An 18,258-nucleotide genomic window follows, 5' to 3' on the forward strand; every position below is an offset into this window, starting at 1 on the left:
ATCATGGTTGACTGCACCGGTTCAGCCGCCAAAGGTTATGCTTTTACAGCCGAATGGGGAAGAGGTTTTGGATAGTGGGGAAAGGTATGAGATTAGATGGAGATGGGGAGACGAGAAGATCAGAATATCAGAGTGTCAGGGGATGAGAGAAAAATCCGAAATCCGAAAACCGAAATCCGAAACAAATTCTAAATCAGAAATTCCAAACATTCAAAAAGACACAGATGGGATTCCTCGCAATGGCACTCTCACCCTTACCCTGGTGCAGTGATTGAGACACTATTTACCCAGACCTTCTGTAGGACTCCTTCAATTACGATTGATGATTCAAGGAATCTGCATATTCTGTGGCAGGGTAAGAAGAGTATTTGCTATCAAGAGAAAGATTCAACGGACTGGCTTGGAGTTGACACTATCTACCAGACAGGCTCTATCCAGTGATCGATCTTTATGGCACAAAGATAATGACAGTCTGGCAGGACCGGGATTTATTGGGCAATTTAGAGATTTATAGCCGGCAGAAGACTGATACTGGCTGGCAGGATATAAAAAAGGTTACGACAACTTCTGGAGAATCAAAATTTCCAACCCTATCCGGTGGGCATTATTGTTTGTGGCAGGATAATATGTCTGGAAACTGGGAAGTATATATGAGTAAGTATGTGGATACTTTGGGAAGTTGGACCTCACCAGAGAATATCTCTAATACAACGACCGCCTCAGTTTTTCCACATTCTGCATATTCTTTAGTGAATGCTAATAATGCAAAGTTATATTGCCTCTGGACCGAGGGTGATACGATTCTCTATACGATTAAATTTAAAAAAATTGATGTTTCCCCGGTGGCAAAGGTCTTTGCGGATTTGGGCCAGCCTATTCAATCCCGGTACTGCTTGCACTGTGATGGCTACTGGATATTTGGTGATAAGCCTTATCAGACTACGGATTGGGGGTATGAGAATTTGAGATATAAGTTTATGGGATTGAACCCGGAGAAAATATATCGGCTGGATTTGGTGTATTATTTTGAGAATCAGACAATCGGAGGCAATTCAGGGCAATTTGAGGCAATTAGAGGCAAAAGGGGAATCAGGGGTTATTAAGGGATATGAAAGGTCATCAGGGGATAACGGGCTTGAAGTTTCTGCTTCTACAGGTCGTGAACCGTGTACCGTGAACCGTGAAACGGAAAATTGTAGTGGTGCGATTCATCGCACGGATGGGATGCTGAAACAAGTTCAGCATGACAGACACAAAAATGATGTTTCTATTCCAGAAGGAGAGAGGGGCATTGGCAGGATTATTCAGGGCTGGTGGTGGATGGAATTGGACTGGATACGACATTTATTACCCCGAATCATTTAGAGCGGATTTCCATTTGGTTGCCTGAGAATACCTATGCCGATGGAGAAATAATTATGGATATTTCAAAAGTCAAAGGCAAGCGGGTTGTTTGTAGTGAGATTGGGTTATATGAGTTTCCTTCAGAGAAATTCTATACCAGTAATTTTTCTGATCCACAGGGTGCTGAATTACAACTTTCAAAGCAATTCTATCTTGATAAAATCTATCCTAATCTGACAAAGGGAATGATAAGACTAAGATTCAATTCACCGGATAACCGAAAAATCATAATTAAACTCTATGATGTCAGCGTCGACTCGTGCACACAGAAGATATATTAGAATCAGTAATCGGAATGAATGGGGTTATGATAAGACCAAAAGGATTTCCAGCGGGAATTTATTTTGTCAAACTTGAGACCTCGGGGTATGAAAAGATAGAAAAGGCAATCCTTCTCAAATAAAAGAGTTTTTTCACATTTTGGTTAATTGATGCAGTTTAACCCCTGAGGAATAAGATTATTTTCTTTGATTTAATCGCATTCTTGAAATTGGGCAATGAATTAGATATAATTTATAAAAATGGGAAAAGTTTTGTTTTTTTTGTTATTATTATTCCTTCCTCTCCTTTTATGCAGTAAAAAACCGATAATAGATTTTTATCAGGAGAAGATAACTATTGAGATTGATTCCGCATCAGCACTGGTACGGGGTGAATATTTTTTTGCAAATAATACCAATACCCGGAAGATTGTGAGATTTTTTTATCCGTTTCCCGTGGATTCCATTCACTCTTTCCCCGACATTATCATTCTCAATCAACCTTATGAGAGAGATACCAATGGTATCCATTTTTCTATGTTATTAGAACCAGGTCGAAACAATTCTTTTAAAATTTCCTATCGGCAATATTTAAAGAAACGATATTTTTGTTACATTACAACCACCACCCGGAAATGGCAGAAACCGATAAAGTATGCTGAGTTTATTGTGTTCGCTAAAAAAAACCAACGACTTCACCTGAGCTATCCACCTACGGCAATTTTCTCGCGGGGCGAGTATGATTGCTACAAAATTGTTAAGAGAGAATTCTACCCGGCAGAGGATTTGGTCATTCAGTGGTGAGTGTACCAAAATCGTGGATTTCCACACAATTTTTTATCGAGAATTCCCCCACCTTTTCCCGTTGCAAATAAAATAAAAATCCGGTTGTCCTGAGGGCACCAGCGATGTCCTGGGCGAGCTGTCTTATATATACTCCACCCCTACAATTCACACGGATGGTTAAAATAGGATATTTGTAGAAAATTAATTCAATCTTTCCAATTTCAACCTTTTTCTGTTTGGTTATCTGAATCCCTTTACGGGCAAGTTTATATAGCGGCACCCCCTGAAATTTGGCGGCAGAGTAAGAAGGCACACGCTGCTCTATTTCACCGATAAAAGTGCCGATAACTTCTTCTACGGTATTCAGTCCAGGTTTTACTATCTGCTCCGGCTCTTGGAAGCGGATGGTACCCGTGATGTCACCGGTATCGGATTCCGCACCCAGCAAAATGCCCGCAGTATAAACTTTTTCCCAGTTTTTTATCTCTTCAAAATGCTTGGTATATTTACCCAATAGTAAAAGTACAACTCCGCAGGCAAAAGGATCAAGGGTGCCACCATGACCAATCTTTCCCTTGAAACCTGTGGTCTTACGGAAAATTCTAATGATATCAAAAGTTGATGGTCCCACCGGTTTATATACCGGAATTATCCTTCCTGATTGATCCATAGAAAATTTTACATAGATCATGATTTTATTCAAGTGGTTGACTTTTTACTTTTTTTAATTATTATTCTCTATGTGGTTTTTAGTACTTATCAATTTTTATTTGGGATTTGAGGGTGGTATAAACTTGCCCGTAATCGGGCTTGATTATGACCTTAAAAGCGGCAACCTCTTCAGGGTTTACATCGGCAAGAATGATTTAAAAACTGGTATCTATTGGAATTTGGTCTTGGGTGGCTCATATTATTATGGCAGAAATCCGGGCTATTCCTTAAGAACTTACGGGGTGCGTTTGATGGGTTATAAAGTTTTTCGTAGTATCTCGCCTTATCTTGAGACCGGTATCGATTATATCAAGCGGACTTTAGAGAAAAATAGTGAATGGGGATTTGGTTTTGAATATGCCATTGGTTTTTTGATCAATTTCAATTATGAAAACATCACTTTTTATCCAGCATTTTATTATGACGGTGTGACCGATTTTAAAAGCCATGCAGGAAGTGCCGGTGTAAAACTGGGGTTAAAGTATGAATGGTAGGCATTGGGGCGGCTTAACAAGTGCGATTTTATTCACCTTGTCCTGCACGAATCATATTATTGAACGCTCGGCAAACGATTATTTCCCCTTGAGTGTGGGTAACTGGTGGAATTACACGAATGATGACCTCTATAATCCCCAAAGTATAAGCATTACCATTGAAACCCCCGATACTATTTTAGGAACACATTGTTATCCTTTCAATATCTCTGGGGAATTTCATTATTACACCAGGGACGAAGAGGGAATAAAAGAATATATAAAATTTACCCAAAATTATGGGGGAAATGAGATTATTGTTATGCAAGGATTTATCACCCGGTTGGAATTACCTTTTGTTTCTGGGAATCGGTTCAGTGATTCGTTGGTCGATTCTTGTGATTTTTACGGGACATGGATAAAAATCTGCTATCGGATCGAAGGTCTGGTCGCTGAATATCGTGCAGATAAAGTGTACGGAGAGGTTTATAAAATCATCATAAGCAAATTTCACTCCATCACCATGCCGGATTCAGTGAGCACCGGTGAAGAATATTTAGAAGAATATTATGCCCCGGGCATAGGTATGATAGAATTTAAAAATCCCTCAGGGAGATTCAGACTAAAAGATTTTCATATCGAATAAAATATTTGATGCCACTTTGATTCCACAATTATGAAGAAAAAGCTGCCAGTGGGGAGAACGTTATTGATGAAAATATATAAGCGGTTGTTTGATAGATTTGGTCCCCAGCACTGGTGGCCCGGGGATACGCCATTTGAAGTAATGGTTGGAGCGATACTCACTCAAAATACAAACTGGCAGAATGTTGAAAAGGCGATAAATAATCTTAAAGAGGCAGGTTTGCTCAATCCCCATAAACTGCTTGCCAATATAGATAAAATTCCCCAATTAATAAGGCCTTCGGGTTTTTATAAACTTAAAAGCAAAAGATTAATTGCCTTTTTAAAATATTTTGTGGAGAAATATGGGGGGGAGGTGAGAAATTTCGATAAAAAAGAAACCGATTTTTTAAGAAATGAACTTTTATTTATTCCTGGCATTGGTCCAGAAACCGCAGATTCAATTCTGCTTTATGCCCTCAATCGTCCAGTTTTTGTGGTTGATGCTTATACACGAAGAATGCTGACACGTCATAATTTGATAACTGAAAAAGCCGACTATAATGAGATACAAAAATTTTTTGAGAGAAATTTACCAAGAGATATTCAGCTTTATAATGAATATCATGCCCTTATAGTTAGACTGGGTAAAGAATATTGTAAAAAAAATGATCCCCTATGTGATACTTGTCCTATCCACAACATTCTCGCATAACCCTGATAGTTTAGTTCGAGGAATCTATATCAATCCCTATCAGGGTTGTAAAAAGAGTTTTTTGGAATACATCTTCAAACTTGCCGACTCTAATTATATAAATGCAATCGTTGTAGATTTAAAGAGTGATTATGGTTATTTGTGTTACGAAACAGAAGTACCCATTGCCCAGGAGCTCAAAGCATTCAAAAGATATATTGATCTTGATTATTTAATAAAAAAATGTAAGGAATTAAACATTAAATTAATAGCTCGGATTGTTTGTTTCCGTGATAATTATCTCGCTAAATACGAAGATTGTGCGATTAGAGACTCAGCCGGTGAAATCTGGTATGACAAGACCGGCACAGCCTGGGTGAATCCATATAATAAAAAAGTTCATAAATATCTGATAGAGATAATAAAAGAGCTTGAAAAAAAAGGCATTAATTCCTTTGCCCTTGATTATATAAGATTTCCAACCGATGGCAATATCGGAATTATTAGATTAAATAATGTTAAAGGTGAACGTTATTTTCCGATAATAGAATTTTTGAAAGAACTAAAAGAAAATGTTGAAGCAGAGATTGGAATTTGTATATTTGGATATGCAGTTTGGTATGATTTAAGACAGGAGGGGCAAGAGGTATCAAGATTCGGACCTTTTGTTGATGTTGTATATCCGATGCTTTATCCTTCTCATTTCCATCCGAGCTTCAAAAAAGAGGTCTCGGAATACTGGCGCAATTACTGGATTTATTTTGATTCAGTAGAAGAGGCATTTAAAAAATTGCCTTTTAATGTAAAAGTTATTCCCTTTGTCCAGGGTTTTGACCTTTATTGTGAAGAGTTTAATGACTCGTATATATTTTCTCAGATCTTTGGCGCTCTAAATGCGGATGCCGATGGAATAATGATCTGGCACGCAGCAAATGATTATACTACTTCTTTGCCTTCTTTAATTCGGGCGTATAATTTAATCCAATACCGATACGCTCAGAATAGCCTAAATATCCGTAGGAGAGCGCTACTGCGCCAATATCAAGAAATAAGCCCGAACCTATCATTATCTCTAAAGAAAAACCAAAAGAAAAACCAGACCAGCCCAAGTCCTGGTAACCAGTTTGATAACCCGCCATTAAAGAAAATCCGGAGAGTGCTGATTCCTGACCAAATAATGCTTTGGTAGCAGTCTGCATTAATTTTGGTTCTCGGATGTGGATTTCGCTACCAATGGAAAATGTTGGAATATAATCAGGATATAGCGAATAATCAAGGCTCAAAGCCCAGTGGCTCTGACCAAAAGGGATTTTTACCGCAAGCCCCTGACGAAAATTCACAGGTGGATACTCCCATTTTTGAATAAACTTCCGCGGGGTGCCAAAATTTTTCATTGTTGTGCCCAGATAAAGAAAATTTACTGGTCTTAGCATTAAGCCGAAATCACCAACAAACCCCCAAGCACTTTCACTCTCTAATTGACTACGCACAATTTTACCCCCACCGCCAAAAGATACCTGTTTCTTCTTACCAATGCTCTTCCCATAGCCAACATTCAATAACATATCTGAATTACGGAATTGGTCAGATTCTCGACCTGCTTCATCACGCCTTATATCAGTTGCCGTTAAATAACAAAGTCCAATGCCGAGTGAACCCGCCTTCTTTCCGAGATAAATAGAGGAAGCAAGATTATAATACTGTATAAAACCGAGATGAGACATTGCCATACCTGAAAGATAATAACTGTTTATGACACCCAAACCTGCAGGATTCCAGAATATTGCGTATCCATCATCGCTTAAAGCCGTGAAGGCATTACCCATTGCGACGGGTCGGACACCGACCCCGAGTTTTAAAAATGTGTAACCGGTTGCCCCGGGCTGCCAGATCTGGGCAAAACAAAAAAATGCCATTGTTGTTAACATTAATGATCTTTGCATGTTAAATTATATTTTAAATTTGCTCCCAGTCAAGGGTTCCGAGAGTTTGAACTGCGGTTTTATTCTCTGTGGATAGGTAGAAGATTCAAGCTACCGAATCGGTGGCACAGGTTTAATCCAAGGCTAAAGCCTTGCCCTACAACTCCAGTCGCGGAGTGTGTTTTAAAAATCTCACAAACCCTGCATAGAGAAAGCCAGAGAACTGATGATTCCCAAGATTAACACTATAGCAAAGATTATTAATGCGGGTGGCATTAATAATTTAAAAGGACCCTTGATGTCTGTCCTAAAATATTCGCAGGTGACACTTAAACAGGGATGGACTGGTGATACAACATAACCAAAAAATATGCTTGTATAGATTAAGGTGAAGTTTAAAAGAGTGATTTGGTTGGTGAGCAAGAAGATCGGAAATACAATTGAAGAAGGTAAAAGAACCCTACCTGTCGCAACGCCTAAAATAAATCCTGCGATGATACACAATAAAAGAGGTGGGAATGGGATTTGGGCAATCACTTTGTCGATTCCTGAAACTTTGAAAATATTCAGGAAATAAAAAAGTCCTAAAATAATGAAAGAAAACCGGTATGGTTTCATTTTTAGGAATATCTGTATCAAATCAACTTTTGTCGGGCTGAAGAACATAGCTAGTCCGAATCCAGTCAGCACGCCGATCAATGTTCCAATTTCTTTTAAAGAAAAAACCTTGGAACTGCGAAAGATAAAATCTAAAAGGGGAGCAACAAGGATTATGATCAGAGGTATTAAAAGATTCTTCAATGAGAATTTATCGATATAGGCGATTTCGCCTTTCACCTTATTTAAAAAAAATATCTGTCCAAGTATAGTAGCAATGATCAGGGTAGGGAAGAGATATAAAACTGCATTGTAGATATTTAATCCCACAATTTTGGTTGTGGCAATCAAATCCGAACTCAAAGGATAAACCAAAATCAAAAGGTGACGGTACCAGATATTTATTGCTACTTTTAAATCATCATCAACCCCTTCGCCACTTTTTTCCATTATCGGTGCGGAAAATAACGCACCCCCAGGCATCGGCAATAATCCCATTATTGCCGGCGCAACCGCCATAATCCCTCTTTTGCCAATTCTTAAATTTCGCACGATGTTGTCCATCTGCCCGCTCTCACGCATTACACCACCAATCATAGGTATGAAAAATACTACAAACACTAAAAGGATCACAGGGATATCCGTAAGTGTATTGATAAATATTTTAACAATATTTATAGCCGGGATGGTAAATAAGCCAAGAATGATTGTGCCACAGAAAAGGGCTAACGGAAGATTTTTTTGCCCGATGATTACTATGAAAATGAAGGCAAGTATAAAACCAATGATAATGAGGGTCATATTTTATGGGATTTTAAGCCTGTGCCGGTAAAAGTTGATACAATCAATTCTTTTTTCTTTGTAATCTTCAAATATCTTTTCACTCCAGCAACTGCGGTTGCTGAGGTGGGTTCGATATAAATTCCTAATTTATAGATTTCTTCCAAAGCTTGCTTGATTTCTTTTTCACTAACAGTGAAAATAATTCCTTCTGATTCTTTTATTGCCGAGATAATCTGGACTGCCCGTGGTGGTCTGCCAACACTTATTCCATCAGCGATTGTAGGTTTAATTGTGAATTCGGGAATTCGGTTAGTATTATTTTTGAACATCCAGTAGATGGGCGCACAATTCTGGGACTGAACACCTATAAGTTTGGGCATCTTTTTTATAAGTTTCTGGTTAAGTAATTCCTTGAATCCGATATAAGCTCCCAATAAGAGTGTGCCATTGCCAATGGGCAGGACGATGGCATCTGGTGCTTTCCAAGTCAATTGTTCCACAATCTCGTAGGCGAATGTCTTGGTGCCATGTAAAAAATATGGATTATAATAATGACTGGCATAATATATTTTTTCAGAAAGTTTTAAGGCGACCCTTGCGGTTTCATCTCTATCGCCCTGAACGATGTATAATTTTGCACCATACGCCTTTATCTGATTTAATTTCTCTTCACTGGTATTCTCAGGCACCAGTACGGTACATTCAATCCCGGCTTTTGCGCAATATGCACTCACCGCACTTCCCGCATTACCCGAAGAGTCAATCAAAACTTTTTTTATACCAAGTTCTTTAATTTTGCTCACCAGAACCGATGCCCCGCGGTCTTTAAAAGAACCGGTAGGAAAGAGAAAATCCATTTTGAATAATACTGTCTTTTTTTCTATGGGAATTTCAACGAGTGGAGTAAACCCTTCGTTAAAGGAAATAATATTTTTGTCGTCTTTCAGTGGAAGCATTTCTCGGTAACGCCAGAGCGAAATTGCTCTTCTGCTCAATTCCCTACGGGGGAGGAGGCTGGTGATTTCTAAATCCAGTATTCCGCCACATTGGCATTGCCATAATGATTTATAATCAGGGTAACTTTTTTTGCAAGTTCGGCAGATGAGATTTATCATGGTTGGTTATTATATACCAAAATGGTGGAAAGTCAATCAGGACCATTCTTGAGAGGTTTCTGAGCAACAAAAATAGTTAGGAGATATTTATCTTTAGGATAACCTATTAAAGGAAGTGGTAAAAAAAGTTACTTGAACAATTAAGGCTGTTTAGTAGGAAGAATTGAGAATATGGATGGCTTTATTGTAAAAATTTTCTGCGGCTTCTCCTATGGCCTCGGTGAGTGTGGGGTGGGGATGGATGATTTCCGCAAGGTCATTTACCTTCAGTCCTTGCTCAAGGGCCAATACTGCCTCGCCGATCAGACTTGGTGATTCGGCACCGAGTATGTGTATACCCAGGATTTTCCCTTCTTCGGTCGCGACAATCTTAACCATTCCTTCGGTCTCAAGCATTGACAATGCCTTCCCCGAGGCTCGGTAAGGAAACCTTCCAATTTTTACTTTCAGACCTTGCTCCAGTGCTTCTTTTTCAGTTAGTCCCACGGATGCGAAAGGCGGAATGGTGAAGACACAGGCAGGTATTGCGTGAGAATTTTTATTTGTCCGAAGCCCACCGATGATCTCTGCCACTTCTATTCCCTGTTTTGTTGCCTTATGCGCCAGCAGCGGTGGTCCGATTATATCACCAACCGCAAAGATGTTCCTGATATTGGTACGGTATGAATCATCAACCACAATGTACCCCTTTTTATCACATTCGATACCAAAATTTTTGAATGCACTATTCGTCGGTTTTCTGCCCACGGTAATCAGAATACGATTGAAGTCCTCATGGATGCTAATGCCGGGTCCCTGAATTCTCACATTTATTTTATCTCCTTCGATTTGATAATCCAGAACCGTGGACTGGAGCAGGATTTCTATGCCCTTTTTTTTCAGAACCTTAAACAGAGTAGCACAGAGTTCAGGTTCCATACCCGGTAGTATCTGCTCCATTATCTCTACAATTTTTACCTTACTTCCTAAGGCTGCATAGATGGTGGCAAGTTCTAAACCGCAGGCACCAGCACCGACAACCAGTAGTTTTTCGGGAATATCATCTAAGCGCAGGGCATCATCGGTGTTAGTAATAAATCGACCATCAAATTCAAATCCCGGGAGGGCTATGATTTCAGTGCCGGTGGCAATTACAATATTCTCGGCTTCAATATATTCCACGGTGTCGTTGCTTTTTAGTTCAATCTTATGCTCTGAAATGATTTTTGCCTGAGCTTTTTTCCATTCCACATGGTTATTTTTGAAAAGATACTCAATCCCACCACGCAATCTTTTTACGACCCCTTCAGTATGATTACGGAGGGCAGTCAGATCCAGACCGTTATTTGCTATGTTTATACCGATGTGCTGGACTTTTTGGAGATTTTCTAACATTTCGGCAGCAAAGCTTAATGTTTTGGTTGGAATGCAGCCCCGGTTCAAACAAACACCACCAAGTTCGCATGCTTCCACCACCAGGACCTTTTTCTTTAACTGACCGAGGCGAATCGCACAGGGATAGCCACCTGGGCCAGCTCCGATTATTACCGCATCAAAAATTGCGCCCATAAGGGAAGATTGCTTATTCCATTTCAATCAGGTCCTTGAAAACCTGGAGTTTACGCAAACGGGTGGGATGACGGAGTTTGCGCAGTGCCTTGGCTTCAATCTGTCTTACCCTTTCCCTCGTAATATTGAACATACGTCCAACTTCTTCAAGGGTCTTGGGTGTGCCATTGCCTAGACCAAAACGAAGGCGAATGATCTTCTCTTCTCTTTTGGGCAGGTCTTTTAAGATTTCATTGAACCGGTCCTTAAGAATAGATATCGCCGCTCTCCTTGAGGGTGAATCGGACATGGGATTGCTGATAAAATCGCCGACGAAGCTTGATTCTTCATCATCAATAGGTTTATCAAGCGAAATAGGAATTAGTGAGATATTTTGGACCATGCGGACTTTATCCGTGGGTAAATCTAAATGTTGGGCAATCTCTTCGATCGTGGGCTCGCGTCCCAGGTTCTGGGTCATATCCCGCTGGGCACGGGCGACTTTATTCATGGTATCAAGAATATGTGCCGGCACCCTCACGGTTCGCGCCTGATCTCCAATCGCTCGGGTTATTGCCTGTCTTATCCACCAGGTGGCATAGGTGGAAAATTTGTAGCCCTTACGGTAATCAAACTTCTCAACTGCCTTGATTAATCCGTTGTTCCCTTCACCCACTAAATCGGCAAATTCCAGGCCGCGATTCACATACTTCTTGGCAATGGAGATTACCAGACGCACATTGCCTTCAATCATCCTCTGGCGGGAACGGTTGATCATGTTTTCAAGATTCTCAATCACTTTTAAAGAAAAACTTGCCCGCTCCGGGTCATTACCGAGTTCCGCAAGCAGTTTCTTTCTCTCCTTGTTCAAAAGATTAATTCCCTCTTGATTGCGCATCCGGAGCAGGGTCTTGTCGATTTTTTCCAAGCGTTCAATCGTCTCTTTAAACTTCTGGATGGCACAATTGACCACATTATGCTGGAGGGCAAGTTTTTCAATTGCCTTTCTCACCCGTTCTTCTTTGTGAAAGATTATCCCCTGGAGCATCTTGGAATGGTCTTTTTCGGCTTTTTTGTAATACTTCAGCAAGATATTGTAATCCCTTTCCAGCGATTTTACCCGGCGGATAAATTTCTGACGTTCAGCCCAGAAGGTATGTTTATCCATGATCGCCTCAATCTCCACCCGGGAAATCTGGTCTAGGCTTTTCTTGCCAAGTTCCACTTGTTTACAAACGGCGATCAATTCATACAAAGCGCAGGGATAACGGAGAAATTCTTTGACAATCATTCGGTATCCCTGTTCGGTCTTCACCGAGAATTCGTATTCTTCGTCCTTGGTTAAAAGGTCATACCGTGCAAGTTCCCGGAAATAGGCCCTTATCGGTTCTTCAGCCCGCTGCACACTTTTTGCTGTTTCCGATTTAGGAATTTCTTCTTCTTCACTTTGTACTATGACAATCCCATTCCGCGCGAGTAAATCAAGGACTTCGTCAATCTCTTCCGGGGTGACATTCTCTGGGATGAGATTGTTAATTTCGTTTATGGTAATCTTGCCTGTCTCTTTTGCTTTTTCGAAGATTTTTTGAGAATATTTCACCATTTTACTCCTTTTTAATTTTAAGTAATTCTTGGTACTTTTTCAGAGACTCATCGTCTCCGGTTTTAATTGCCTCGCTGATTTTGGTTTTTAATTTCTTTCTTAAGATGTTCTTTTTATACGCTTTCAAAGTTTGAACAAAGTCTTCCTCGGTAAGTCTTTCAGCCTCAATGAGCGAGGCCAAAATTTTATTTTTTAAGTCTTCCTCAATATTTAAATCAAATATTTCTTGCACCGAAAAGTTTTCTTGTTTTAATAAGAACTCAAATAATTTTTTCACGCGCATATCACTGAAATCATCCAAAGAAATGATTTCCCGCGCATGATTAAAATATTTTAAATTATTGAGTATTAAAGACATCAATTTTTCTTCAGGCGTGATAACTTTTTTTGTCGTTTTTTCCGGAGCCGGTGTTTTTTTACTACCCATTCCACCAGCCACTTTCCTCCGCAGCACATCTATCGGAATATCAAAAACTTGGGCAGTATGCCGCAAGTAGCGGTCCAGTCGTATCGGGTCATGAATCTTACTGATAATCTCGATCAATTCCTTGATTAAATTCACCTCGTCTTCAACACTTTTTATCTCGGTCACCTTTTTATAAAAGGTGAAAAAATCGGCTGCCGAGTTAATCAGCATATGCAAAGCTTCAATTCCTTTTTCTTTTATGAATTCATCAGGGTCGTAATCCTCAGGAATTTCTACAATATGGACATCTACTTGGGCGTTGATCAATATCCCGATGGACCGGAGTGCAGCCTTGATACCCGAGAGGTCTCCGTCAAATAGGATGTTCGCCTTTTGTGCATATCTTGAAATCAATACCGCTTGATTCTCGGTCAAGGCGGTTCCCAAGGGAGCACAGAGATTTTTTACTCCTGCTTGGAAAAGACTGAGCAGGTCGAAATAACCCTCGACAATTATGGCCTCAGCTTTTGCCTTTATCGCTTCCTTCGCCTGGTATAAACCATAAAGGACATCACCTTTCTTAAAGATTGGGGTTTCGGGTGAATTGAGATATTTGGGTTGGATCCAGTCATCAACTCTCCGGCCTCCGAAGCCGATGACCCGACCGGCAAGGTTAAAGATGGGAAAGATTATCCGGTCATGGAAGAGTTCACGATTCTGTGCTACCAGCCCTGCATTTATGAGTTTTTCAATATTTATCCCCTTCTGCCGCATAAAGGTAATCAGACCCCCGGAACTTGGTGCATAACCAAGACGGAAATCCTTTAGTTTTTCTATATCAATACGCCGTTCTTTAAGATAATTCTGTCCTCTCCGTCCGATTTCTTTTGTCAGGACTAGGGAATAAAACTGTGTTGCGAGTTCATTGATCTCGTATAATTCTTTATATTTGAGATTTTTCGTGGTGTCAATTTCGATTCCCAAATTCTTGGCGAGACGGCGCAGGGCATCAGGAAAATCAAGATGTTCATATTCCATCAAGAAATTCAACGCATTGCCGCCTTTTTTACAGCCAAAACAGTAGTAAATTCCCTTCTCGGGACTCACATAGAAGGAGGGCGTTCTTTCGGAATGAAATGGACAAAGAGCGCGATAATTCTTTCCCACTTTCTTCAAAGGGAGATACTGGGATATTAAATCCACAATATCGGTCTGTCGAACAATTTCTTCGATCTTTTCGCGTTCAATCATTTTACTTTGCTCCAGGTTCAATTTCTTCGGGTTTTGCCCAAAAGACCAGATTGTCAAAACCGATCTTGTAGCGATCCTGGGTGCGAGCAAGAACCACTCCGGTTTTATTTGAGCCTCTTATGCGCACCCATTCGCCGAGTTGCGGATAATAAGGTTCTCTTTTTTCCTGTTGCAATTTTTCATTAAAAAATTCTTTGGTCTCTTTAATCAATTCCGGTTTTGGCCCTTCTTTTTTTAAGGCTTTTATCAGTTCTTCAATATGGTGTTTGGCTCTAATTAATTCTTTCTGGTATTTCTCCTTTATATCCTCAACTTCTTTTTTCTTTTTGGCTTGGAATTCAGCGAGCTTAGTTTCGTAGGTCGCAATCAACTGCGCAAGTCTTTCTTTTTCACACTGGACTGCACTCAACTCTTTTGACAGATTTTCTAAAAGTTCGTTTAGTGTTTCTTTTTCTTTATCCAGATAAAGCCGTGCTTTTTCCAACACTCCTTTATCCAATCCCATCTGCTCCGCCAGTTTCAATGCATTGCTCGGCTGAGGAATTCCGAGTATCAAACGATAAGTGGGACGGTCGGTGAATTCCATCCCAGCATTGAGCATTTCTTTTTTCTTGCTCACATATAACTTCAAATTCTCATTATGGGTTGTGGCTAAGACAATGTCATTGCGCCGGGCGAATTCTTCCATAATTGCTGCAGCGAGTGCCGAACCTTCTTCAACAGAGGTCTGATTCATCAGTTCGTCAAGAAGGATAAGATTATTTCCACCCCGAGCATCAAGTGCTGATTTTATCTGCAAAAGGTGGGCAGCAAAGGTGGAGAGATCGGATTCAAGGCTCTGTTCATCACCAATATCGGCATAGATTTCGCCAAAAAACGGAATGGTGGTTCCTTCGTCCGCAGGGATAAAGATGCCGCATTTTGCCATGAGCGCAAGTAGTCCAACGGTTTTTAAAACCACAGTCTTTCCACCGGCATTGGGTCCAGAGATTAAAAGCACATTTTTTCCGACGGGTAAATCGAGGTTTAGCGGCACAACATCTTTTTTCAAATGTTTCAGTAAGGGATGATAGCCATTTTTTATGAAAAGATGTTTATCAAAGATGGGCATGGCACAGTGGTAATCTTCGGCATACCTTACTTTTGCAAAAAGGAGATCAAGCTCTGCAGCATAATCCACATCCGCTTCAATATCATCAATGACCAGTTTTACTTTCGCAGTCAGTTCTTTAAGAATATTCACTATCTCATCCTGTTCTTTTTTTTCCAGTTCCATAAGCTCTGCACCAAATTCCACGATCGGCAATGGTTCAATGAAGACCGTTTCCCCGGAGTTTGAATAGGCATGGACTAAGCCCGGGAGTTGATTTTTTAAGTTCGCCTTCACAGGCAGGACATACCGACTGTTGCGTTCCACGATATTCAATTCGGTAAAGAGATGGGGCTGGGCGGTAAGTATTTCCCGGAGTCGGGAATAGATTTGATTATGGAGTGCTTGTTTTCGCATTCTAATCTTAGACAACACAGGTGATGCCTCATTCTTTATCTCTTTATTGTCATCTATCTTGTTATTTATCTCTTCAATGAGCTTATCATACTCATGAAACCTATTGAAATAATCTCTCAATCTTCCTTTCGTATAGCGCACCTTTAAGGTGTGTAAATGAGTAAGAAACAGGCGCAGGGTATGGAGGACTTCAATATCGAGGTATGGGTAAAGTGTAATCAGGCGTCGTAACTCGTTCGGTGCAAAGGGGATATAAAAATCCACCTTCTCGCCGGATTTTCTGATGTCTTCTATCCGATTGAGTTCCCACTGGGCATTTGCGCAATCTCGAAATTGTCCAATATTCAATGCCTTATCTTTTCCGGCTGGACTCTGACAGTACTCAGCAAGGATTTTTAGAACTTTAGGGAGTTCAAGAACCAATTCCGCATGGGTTCTTTCTATAATTCCTCCCGCTGTCTTTTTAGTTCTTTTTTCCTTGCAGCGAGCAAGCGCCTTTTTCTTCTTTCGCTCGGTTTTTCATAGACTTCGTGCTTCTTAATAGCACGAAGAATACCGGCGCGCTCCACCGATTTTCTAAATCGGCGCATTGCATTATCGAAAGATTCGCCTTCATAGACGACGATCTTGGTCATTTATTCTAACACCTCCTTTCTTTTTTAATTTAAAAAAATAGCCAAGCTTTTTTGGTTTTTGATCGTGAAAAATAAAGCTTTCACTATATATAATATATAGAATTTTTGTCCAATGTCAAGGGGATAGATGCATTTTACCCCTTGACGATTTTTCATCTACGAGTATAATATATATGTAAACAAATGTTTACATATAACAAAGGAGATTTATGGGTAGAGAGAAAAAACAGGAGATCCTCAAGGCAATCCGGGATTTTATAAGGGAATATGGTTATCCTCCTACAATTCGGGAGATTGCCCGGATGGTAGGATTGAAGAGCACAAAAGGGGTAAAGGTTCATATCGACAATCTAGTAAAAGAAGGGTTGCTGAAAAAGACCCAGAGCAAGGCAAGGGGATTGATGGTAGAACCGGTTAGACTGCCAATAGTGGGAAGGGTGGCTGCTGGGTTGCCTAATCTCGCTTTTGAAGAGATTGAAGGATATTTTGACCCTTTTTCCTGGCAGGACTGCTTTTTGTTAAGGGTGAAGGGAGATAGTATGATCAATGCCCGGATATATGATGGAGACCTGGTGGTGGTCCGTCCGGGCGGAGACGCCCAGGAAGGGGATATAGTTGTTGCCAATGTGGAAGGAGAGACGACTATAAAAAGATTGAGGGTAATAAACGGTAGATTTGTTCTGAAACCCGAGAATGATTCATATCCCCTGATAGAGAAACCGTTTGAAATAATGGGCAAGGTAGTTGGAGTGGTAAGGGAACTCAACCCCTGATCATGTTTCTTTGCATTGATTTAGATGCCTTTTTTGTTTCGGTAGAGCGGGCATTGAACCCGGAACTCAATGGAAAACCGGTGGTAGTGGGTGCATTGCCAGGAGAGCGGGGGGTGGTGGCTTCTGCTTCTTATGAAGCAAGACACTTCGGGATAAAATCCGGTATGCCCATTTCTCAAGCCTATAAATTATGTCCATGGGCAATCTTCTTAAGGCCAGATTTTCCTAAATATGAAGAATTTTCCAAGCGGTTTGAGGAGTTTCTTTATCATTACTCCCCGGGCGTGGAAAAGGCTTCCATAGACGAAGCATTTGTGGATATAAGAGGAACCGAGCGCCTCTTTGGACCCCCTCTTGTTCTTGCTCAGCAAATCAAACAGAAGATCAAGGAGTTTCTCCGTCTCCCATGCTCTATCGGCATCGCCCGGACAAAGGTTATTGCCAAAATTGCTTGCGAGCAATCAAAACCTGGTGGGTTGTTGATAGTCAATCCAGAAGAGGAAAGGAAATTCCTTTTTCCTCTCTCCGTTGATGTCCTCCCGGGGATTGGACCGAAATCACTAGTGGTATTAAAAAATTTGAATATACACACGGTGGAGGATTTTTTTAAGACCCCAGATTGGATTCTAGAGGTCGCCTTGGGCCAGGGCTATCGAACGATCAAATCTTTTCTGAATGGCGGTGATTACCGACTTTTAAATACAATCAAATCAATGAGTCATGAGGTAACCTTTCCCGAGGATACCAATGATGGGGAACTGATAAGAAGTGTGTTTTATCAGCTCATTGAGATTTTATGCCAGCGCCTCCGACAGAATGGATTGGCGACGCTTTTATGCATAATAAAATTACGGTTTTCGGATTTCAAAACCGTTACCCGGCGTGTTCGGTTACCGACTAGCACCAATTCCCAGCAGCGTATTTATAAGTTTTGTTTACCGGTGCTTCAGGGGATGATGGAAGAAAACAAACGGATAAGGCTCATCGGGGTTGCTTTAACTGCTTTTCAATACGACCGGTTTCAACCTTCAATCTTTTCACTCCAGGAAGAGCGTTTGAATCGTCTCAACCAGGCCTTGGATAAAGCACGCCTCAAATTTGGTTTTAATTCCGTATTGCCCGCAAAAAATTTGGCGGTTAAATTTAATACCCGGGTTCATTCACTGATTACACCCCAGGGTTAAAAA

The 18,258-nt window shown here is 40.5% G+C and carries 19 protein-coding genes and 1 pseudogene; 11 read left to right on the plus strand and 9 right to left on the minus strand.

All coding sequences use genetic code 11. The features are described from left to right. The first annotated feature begins 267 nt into the window (after window positions 1–267). The 5 genes from ABIL39_01110 to ABIL39_01130 all read left to right on the plus strand — a co-directional run bounded on the left by ABIL39_01110 (window position 268) and on the right by ABIL39_01130 (window position 2,468). Window positions 268–441, plus strand: coding sequence for a hypothetical protein (locus ABIL39_01110; protein MEO0164724.1), 174 nt, complete (start codon window positions 268–270; stop codon window positions 439–441). Beyond that, window positions 438–1,103, plus strand: coding sequence for a hypothetical protein (locus tag ABIL39_01115; GenBank protein MEO0164725.1), 666 nt, complete (start codon window positions 438–440; stop codon window positions 1,101–1,103). Before ABIL39_01110 ends, ABIL39_01115 begins: the two co-directional genes overlap by 4 nt. After that, the gene (locus tag ABIL39_01120; protein ID MEO0164726.1) at window positions 1,063–1,365 is read left to right on the plus strand and encodes a hypothetical protein; all 303 of its coding nucleotides are present in this window, start codon (window positions 1,063–1,065) and stop codon (window positions 1,363–1,365) included. The genes ABIL39_01115 and ABIL39_01120 overlap by 41 nt, the downstream gene beginning before the upstream one ends. After that, window positions 1,317–1,685: a hypothetical protein gene (locus tag ABIL39_01125; protein ID MEO0164727.1), complete on the plus strand. Its 369-nt coding sequence runs from the start codon at window positions 1,317–1,319 to the stop codon at window positions 1,683–1,685. Before ABIL39_01120 ends, ABIL39_01125 begins: the two co-directional genes overlap by 49 nt. Window positions 1,686–1,925: 240 nt before the next feature. Then, window positions 1,926–2,468: a hypothetical protein gene (locus tag ABIL39_01130; protein MEO0164728.1), complete on the plus strand. Its 543-nt coding sequence runs from the start codon at window positions 1,926–1,928 to the stop codon at window positions 2,466–2,468. Here ABIL39_01130 and truB read toward each other — a convergent pair. After that, window positions 2,455–3,120 (minus strand): tRNA pseudouridine(55) synthase TruB, encoded by a 666-nt coding sequence (truB, locus tag ABIL39_01135; protein MEO0164729.1) that lies wholly within the window; start codon window positions 3,118–3,120, stop codon window positions 2,455–2,457. The genes ABIL39_01130 and truB overlap by 14 nt on opposite strands. Window positions 3,121–3,190: 70 nt before the next feature. On the opposite strand from truB, the gene ABIL39_01140 reads away from it, so the two are divergent. The 4 genes and pseudogenes from ABIL39_01140 (at window position 3,191) to ABIL39_01155 (ending at window position 5,880) form a co-directional block, all read left to right on the plus strand. Beyond that, entirely contained in the window at window positions 3,191–3,655 is a 465-nt protein-coding gene (locus ABIL39_01140) for a hypothetical protein (protein MEO0164730.1), read from the plus strand. Next, window positions 3,645–4,280 carry a hypothetical protein gene (locus ABIL39_01145; protein MEO0164731.1) on the plus strand — a complete coding sequence of 212 codons (636 nt, stop codon included), beginning with the start codon at window positions 3,645–3,647 and terminating at the stop codon, window positions 4,278–4,280. Before ABIL39_01140 ends, ABIL39_01145 begins: the two co-directional genes overlap by 11 nt. A gap of 66 nt (window positions 4,281–4,346) precedes the next feature. Next, window positions 4,347–4,973, plus strand: a complete 627-nt coding sequence (locus ABIL39_01150) for an endonuclease III domain-containing protein (protein MEO0164732.1) — start codon at window positions 4,347–4,349, stop codon at window positions 4,971–4,973. Then, window positions 4,927–5,880, plus strand: a pseudogene (locus ABIL39_01155) (putative glycoside hydrolase). The gene ABIL39_01150 and the pseudogene ABIL39_01155 overlap by 47 nt, the downstream one beginning before the upstream one ends. A gap of 13 nt (window positions 5,881–5,893) precedes the next feature. On the opposite strand, the gene ABIL39_01160 reads toward ABIL39_01155, so the two are convergent. The 8 genes from ABIL39_01160 to rpsU form a co-directional block, all read right to left on the minus strand. Next, the gene (locus ABIL39_01160; protein MEO0164733.1) at window positions 5,894–6,895 is read right to left on the minus strand and encodes a PorV/PorQ family protein; all 1,002 of its coding nucleotides are present in this window, start codon (window positions 6,893–6,895) and stop codon (window positions 5,894–5,896) included. Between the two features lie 171 nt (window positions 6,896–7,066). Further along, complete coding sequence (locus ABIL39_01165) at window positions 7,067–8,272, minus strand: DUF401 family protein (GenBank protein MEO0164734.1); 1,206 nt, start codon at window positions 8,270–8,272, stop codon at window positions 7,067–7,069. Next, on the minus strand, window positions 8,269–9,369 hold the full coding sequence (gene thrC, locus ABIL39_01170; protein MEO0164735.1) for a threonine synthase: 1,101 nt from the start codon (window positions 9,367–9,369) through the stop codon (window positions 8,269–8,271). Before thrC ends, ABIL39_01165 begins: the two co-directional genes overlap by 4 nt. A 150-nt stretch (window positions 9,370–9,519) precedes the next feature. Next, complete coding sequence (gene lpdA / locus ABIL39_01175) at window positions 9,520–10,917, minus strand: dihydrolipoyl dehydrogenase (protein ID MEO0164736.1); 1,398 nt, start codon at window positions 10,915–10,917, stop codon at window positions 9,520–9,522. A gap of 13 nt (window positions 10,918–10,930) precedes the next feature. Then, window positions 10,931–12,499 carry a sigma-70 family RNA polymerase sigma factor gene (locus ABIL39_01180; GenBank protein ID MEO0164737.1) on the minus strand — a complete coding sequence of 523 codons (1,569 nt, stop codon included), beginning with the start codon at window positions 12,497–12,499 and terminating at the stop codon, window positions 10,931–10,933. Window position 12,500: 1 nt separating this feature from the next. Then, window positions 12,501–14,156 carry a DNA primase gene (dnaG, locus tag ABIL39_01185; GenBank protein ID MEO0164738.1) on the minus strand — a complete coding sequence of 552 codons (1,656 nt, stop codon included), beginning with the start codon at window positions 14,154–14,156 and terminating at the stop codon, window positions 12,501–12,503. Window position 14,157: 1 nt separating this feature from the next. After that, complete coding sequence (locus tag ABIL39_01190) at window positions 14,158–16,086, minus strand: hypothetical protein (protein ID MEO0164739.1); 1,929 nt, start codon at window positions 16,084–16,086, stop codon at window positions 14,158–14,160. A 17-nt stretch (window positions 16,087–16,103) separates the two neighbouring features. Beyond that, complete coding sequence (gene rpsU, locus ABIL39_01195) at window positions 16,104–16,298, minus strand: 30S ribosomal protein S21 (protein MEO0164740.1); 195 nt, start codon at window positions 16,296–16,298, stop codon at window positions 16,104–16,106. 209 nt (window positions 16,299–16,507) lie between these two features. Between rpsU and lexA the strand changes: the two genes are divergently transcribed. Beyond that, window positions 16,508–17,071, plus strand: a complete 564-nt coding sequence (gene lexA / locus ABIL39_01200; GenBank protein ID MEO0164741.1) for a transcriptional repressor LexA — start codon at window positions 16,508–16,510, stop codon at window positions 17,069–17,071. Between the two features lie 2 nt (window positions 17,072–17,073). Further along, entirely contained in the window at window positions 17,074–18,255 is a 1,182-nt protein-coding gene (gene dinB, locus ABIL39_01205; GenBank protein ID MEO0164742.1) for a DNA polymerase IV, read from the plus strand. The last annotated feature ends 3 nt before the right edge of the window (window positions 18,256–18,258 follow it).

The sequence above is a fragment of the candidate division WOR-3 bacterium genome, assembly GCA_039802205.1.
In the GTDB taxonomy this organism is placed as follows: Bacteria; Hydrothermota; Tepidihabitantia; order SM23-42; family JAOAFX01; genus JAOAFX01.

Excerpts from the sequence above, each read along its gene's own strand:
- ABIL39_01130 (MEO0164728.1), top strand. The coding sequence starts at position 1,926 with ATGGGAAAAGTTTTGTTTTTTTTGTTATTATTATTCCTTCCTCTCCTT.
- truB (MEO0164729.1), bottom strand. The coding sequence starts at position 3,120 with ATGGATCAATCAGGAAGGATAATTCCGGTATATAAACCGGTGGGACCA.
- ABIL39_01140 (MEO0164730.1), top strand. The coding sequence starts at position 3,191 with ATGTGGTTTTTAGTACTTATCAATTTTTATTTGGGATTTGAGGGTGGT.
- ABIL39_01145 (MEO0164731.1), top strand. The coding sequence starts at position 3,645 with ATGAATGGTAGGCATTGGGGCGGCTTAACAAGTGCGATTTTATTCACC.
- ABIL39_01150 (MEO0164732.1), top strand. The coding sequence starts at position 4,347 with ATGAAAATATATAAGCGGTTGTTTGATAGATTTGGTCCCCAGCACTGG.
- ABIL39_01160 (MEO0164733.1), bottom strand. The coding sequence starts at position 6,895 with ATGCAAAGATCATTAATGTTAACAACAATGGCATTTTTTTGTTTTGCC.
- ABIL39_01165 (MEO0164734.1), bottom strand. The coding sequence starts at position 8,272 with ATGACCCTCATTATCATTGGTTTTATACTTGCCTTCATTTTCATAGTA.
- thrC (MEO0164735.1), bottom strand. The coding sequence starts at position 9,369 with ATGATAAATCTCATCTGCCGAACTTGCAAAAAAAGTTACCCTGATTAT.
- lpdA (MEO0164736.1), bottom strand. The coding sequence starts at position 10,917 with ATGGGCGCAATTTTTGATGCGGTAATAATCGGAGCTGGCCCAGGTGGC.
- ABIL39_01180 (MEO0164737.1), bottom strand. The coding sequence starts at position 12,499 with ATGGTGAAATATTCTCAAAAAATCTTCGAAAAAGCAAAAGAGACAGGC.
- dnaG (MEO0164738.1), bottom strand. The coding sequence starts at position 14,156 with ATGATTGAACGCGAAAAGATCGAAGAAATTGTTCGACAGACCGATATT.
- rpsU (MEO0164740.1), bottom strand. The coding sequence starts at position 16,298 with ATGACCAAGATCGTCGTCTATGAAGGCGAATCTTTCGATAATGCAATG.
- lexA (MEO0164741.1), top strand. The coding sequence starts at position 16,508 with ATGGGTAGAGAGAAAAAACAGGAGATCCTCAAGGCAATCCGGGATTTT.
- dinB (MEO0164742.1), top strand. The coding sequence starts at position 17,074 with ATGTTTCTTTGCATTGATTTAGATGCCTTTTTTGTTTCGGTAGAGCGG.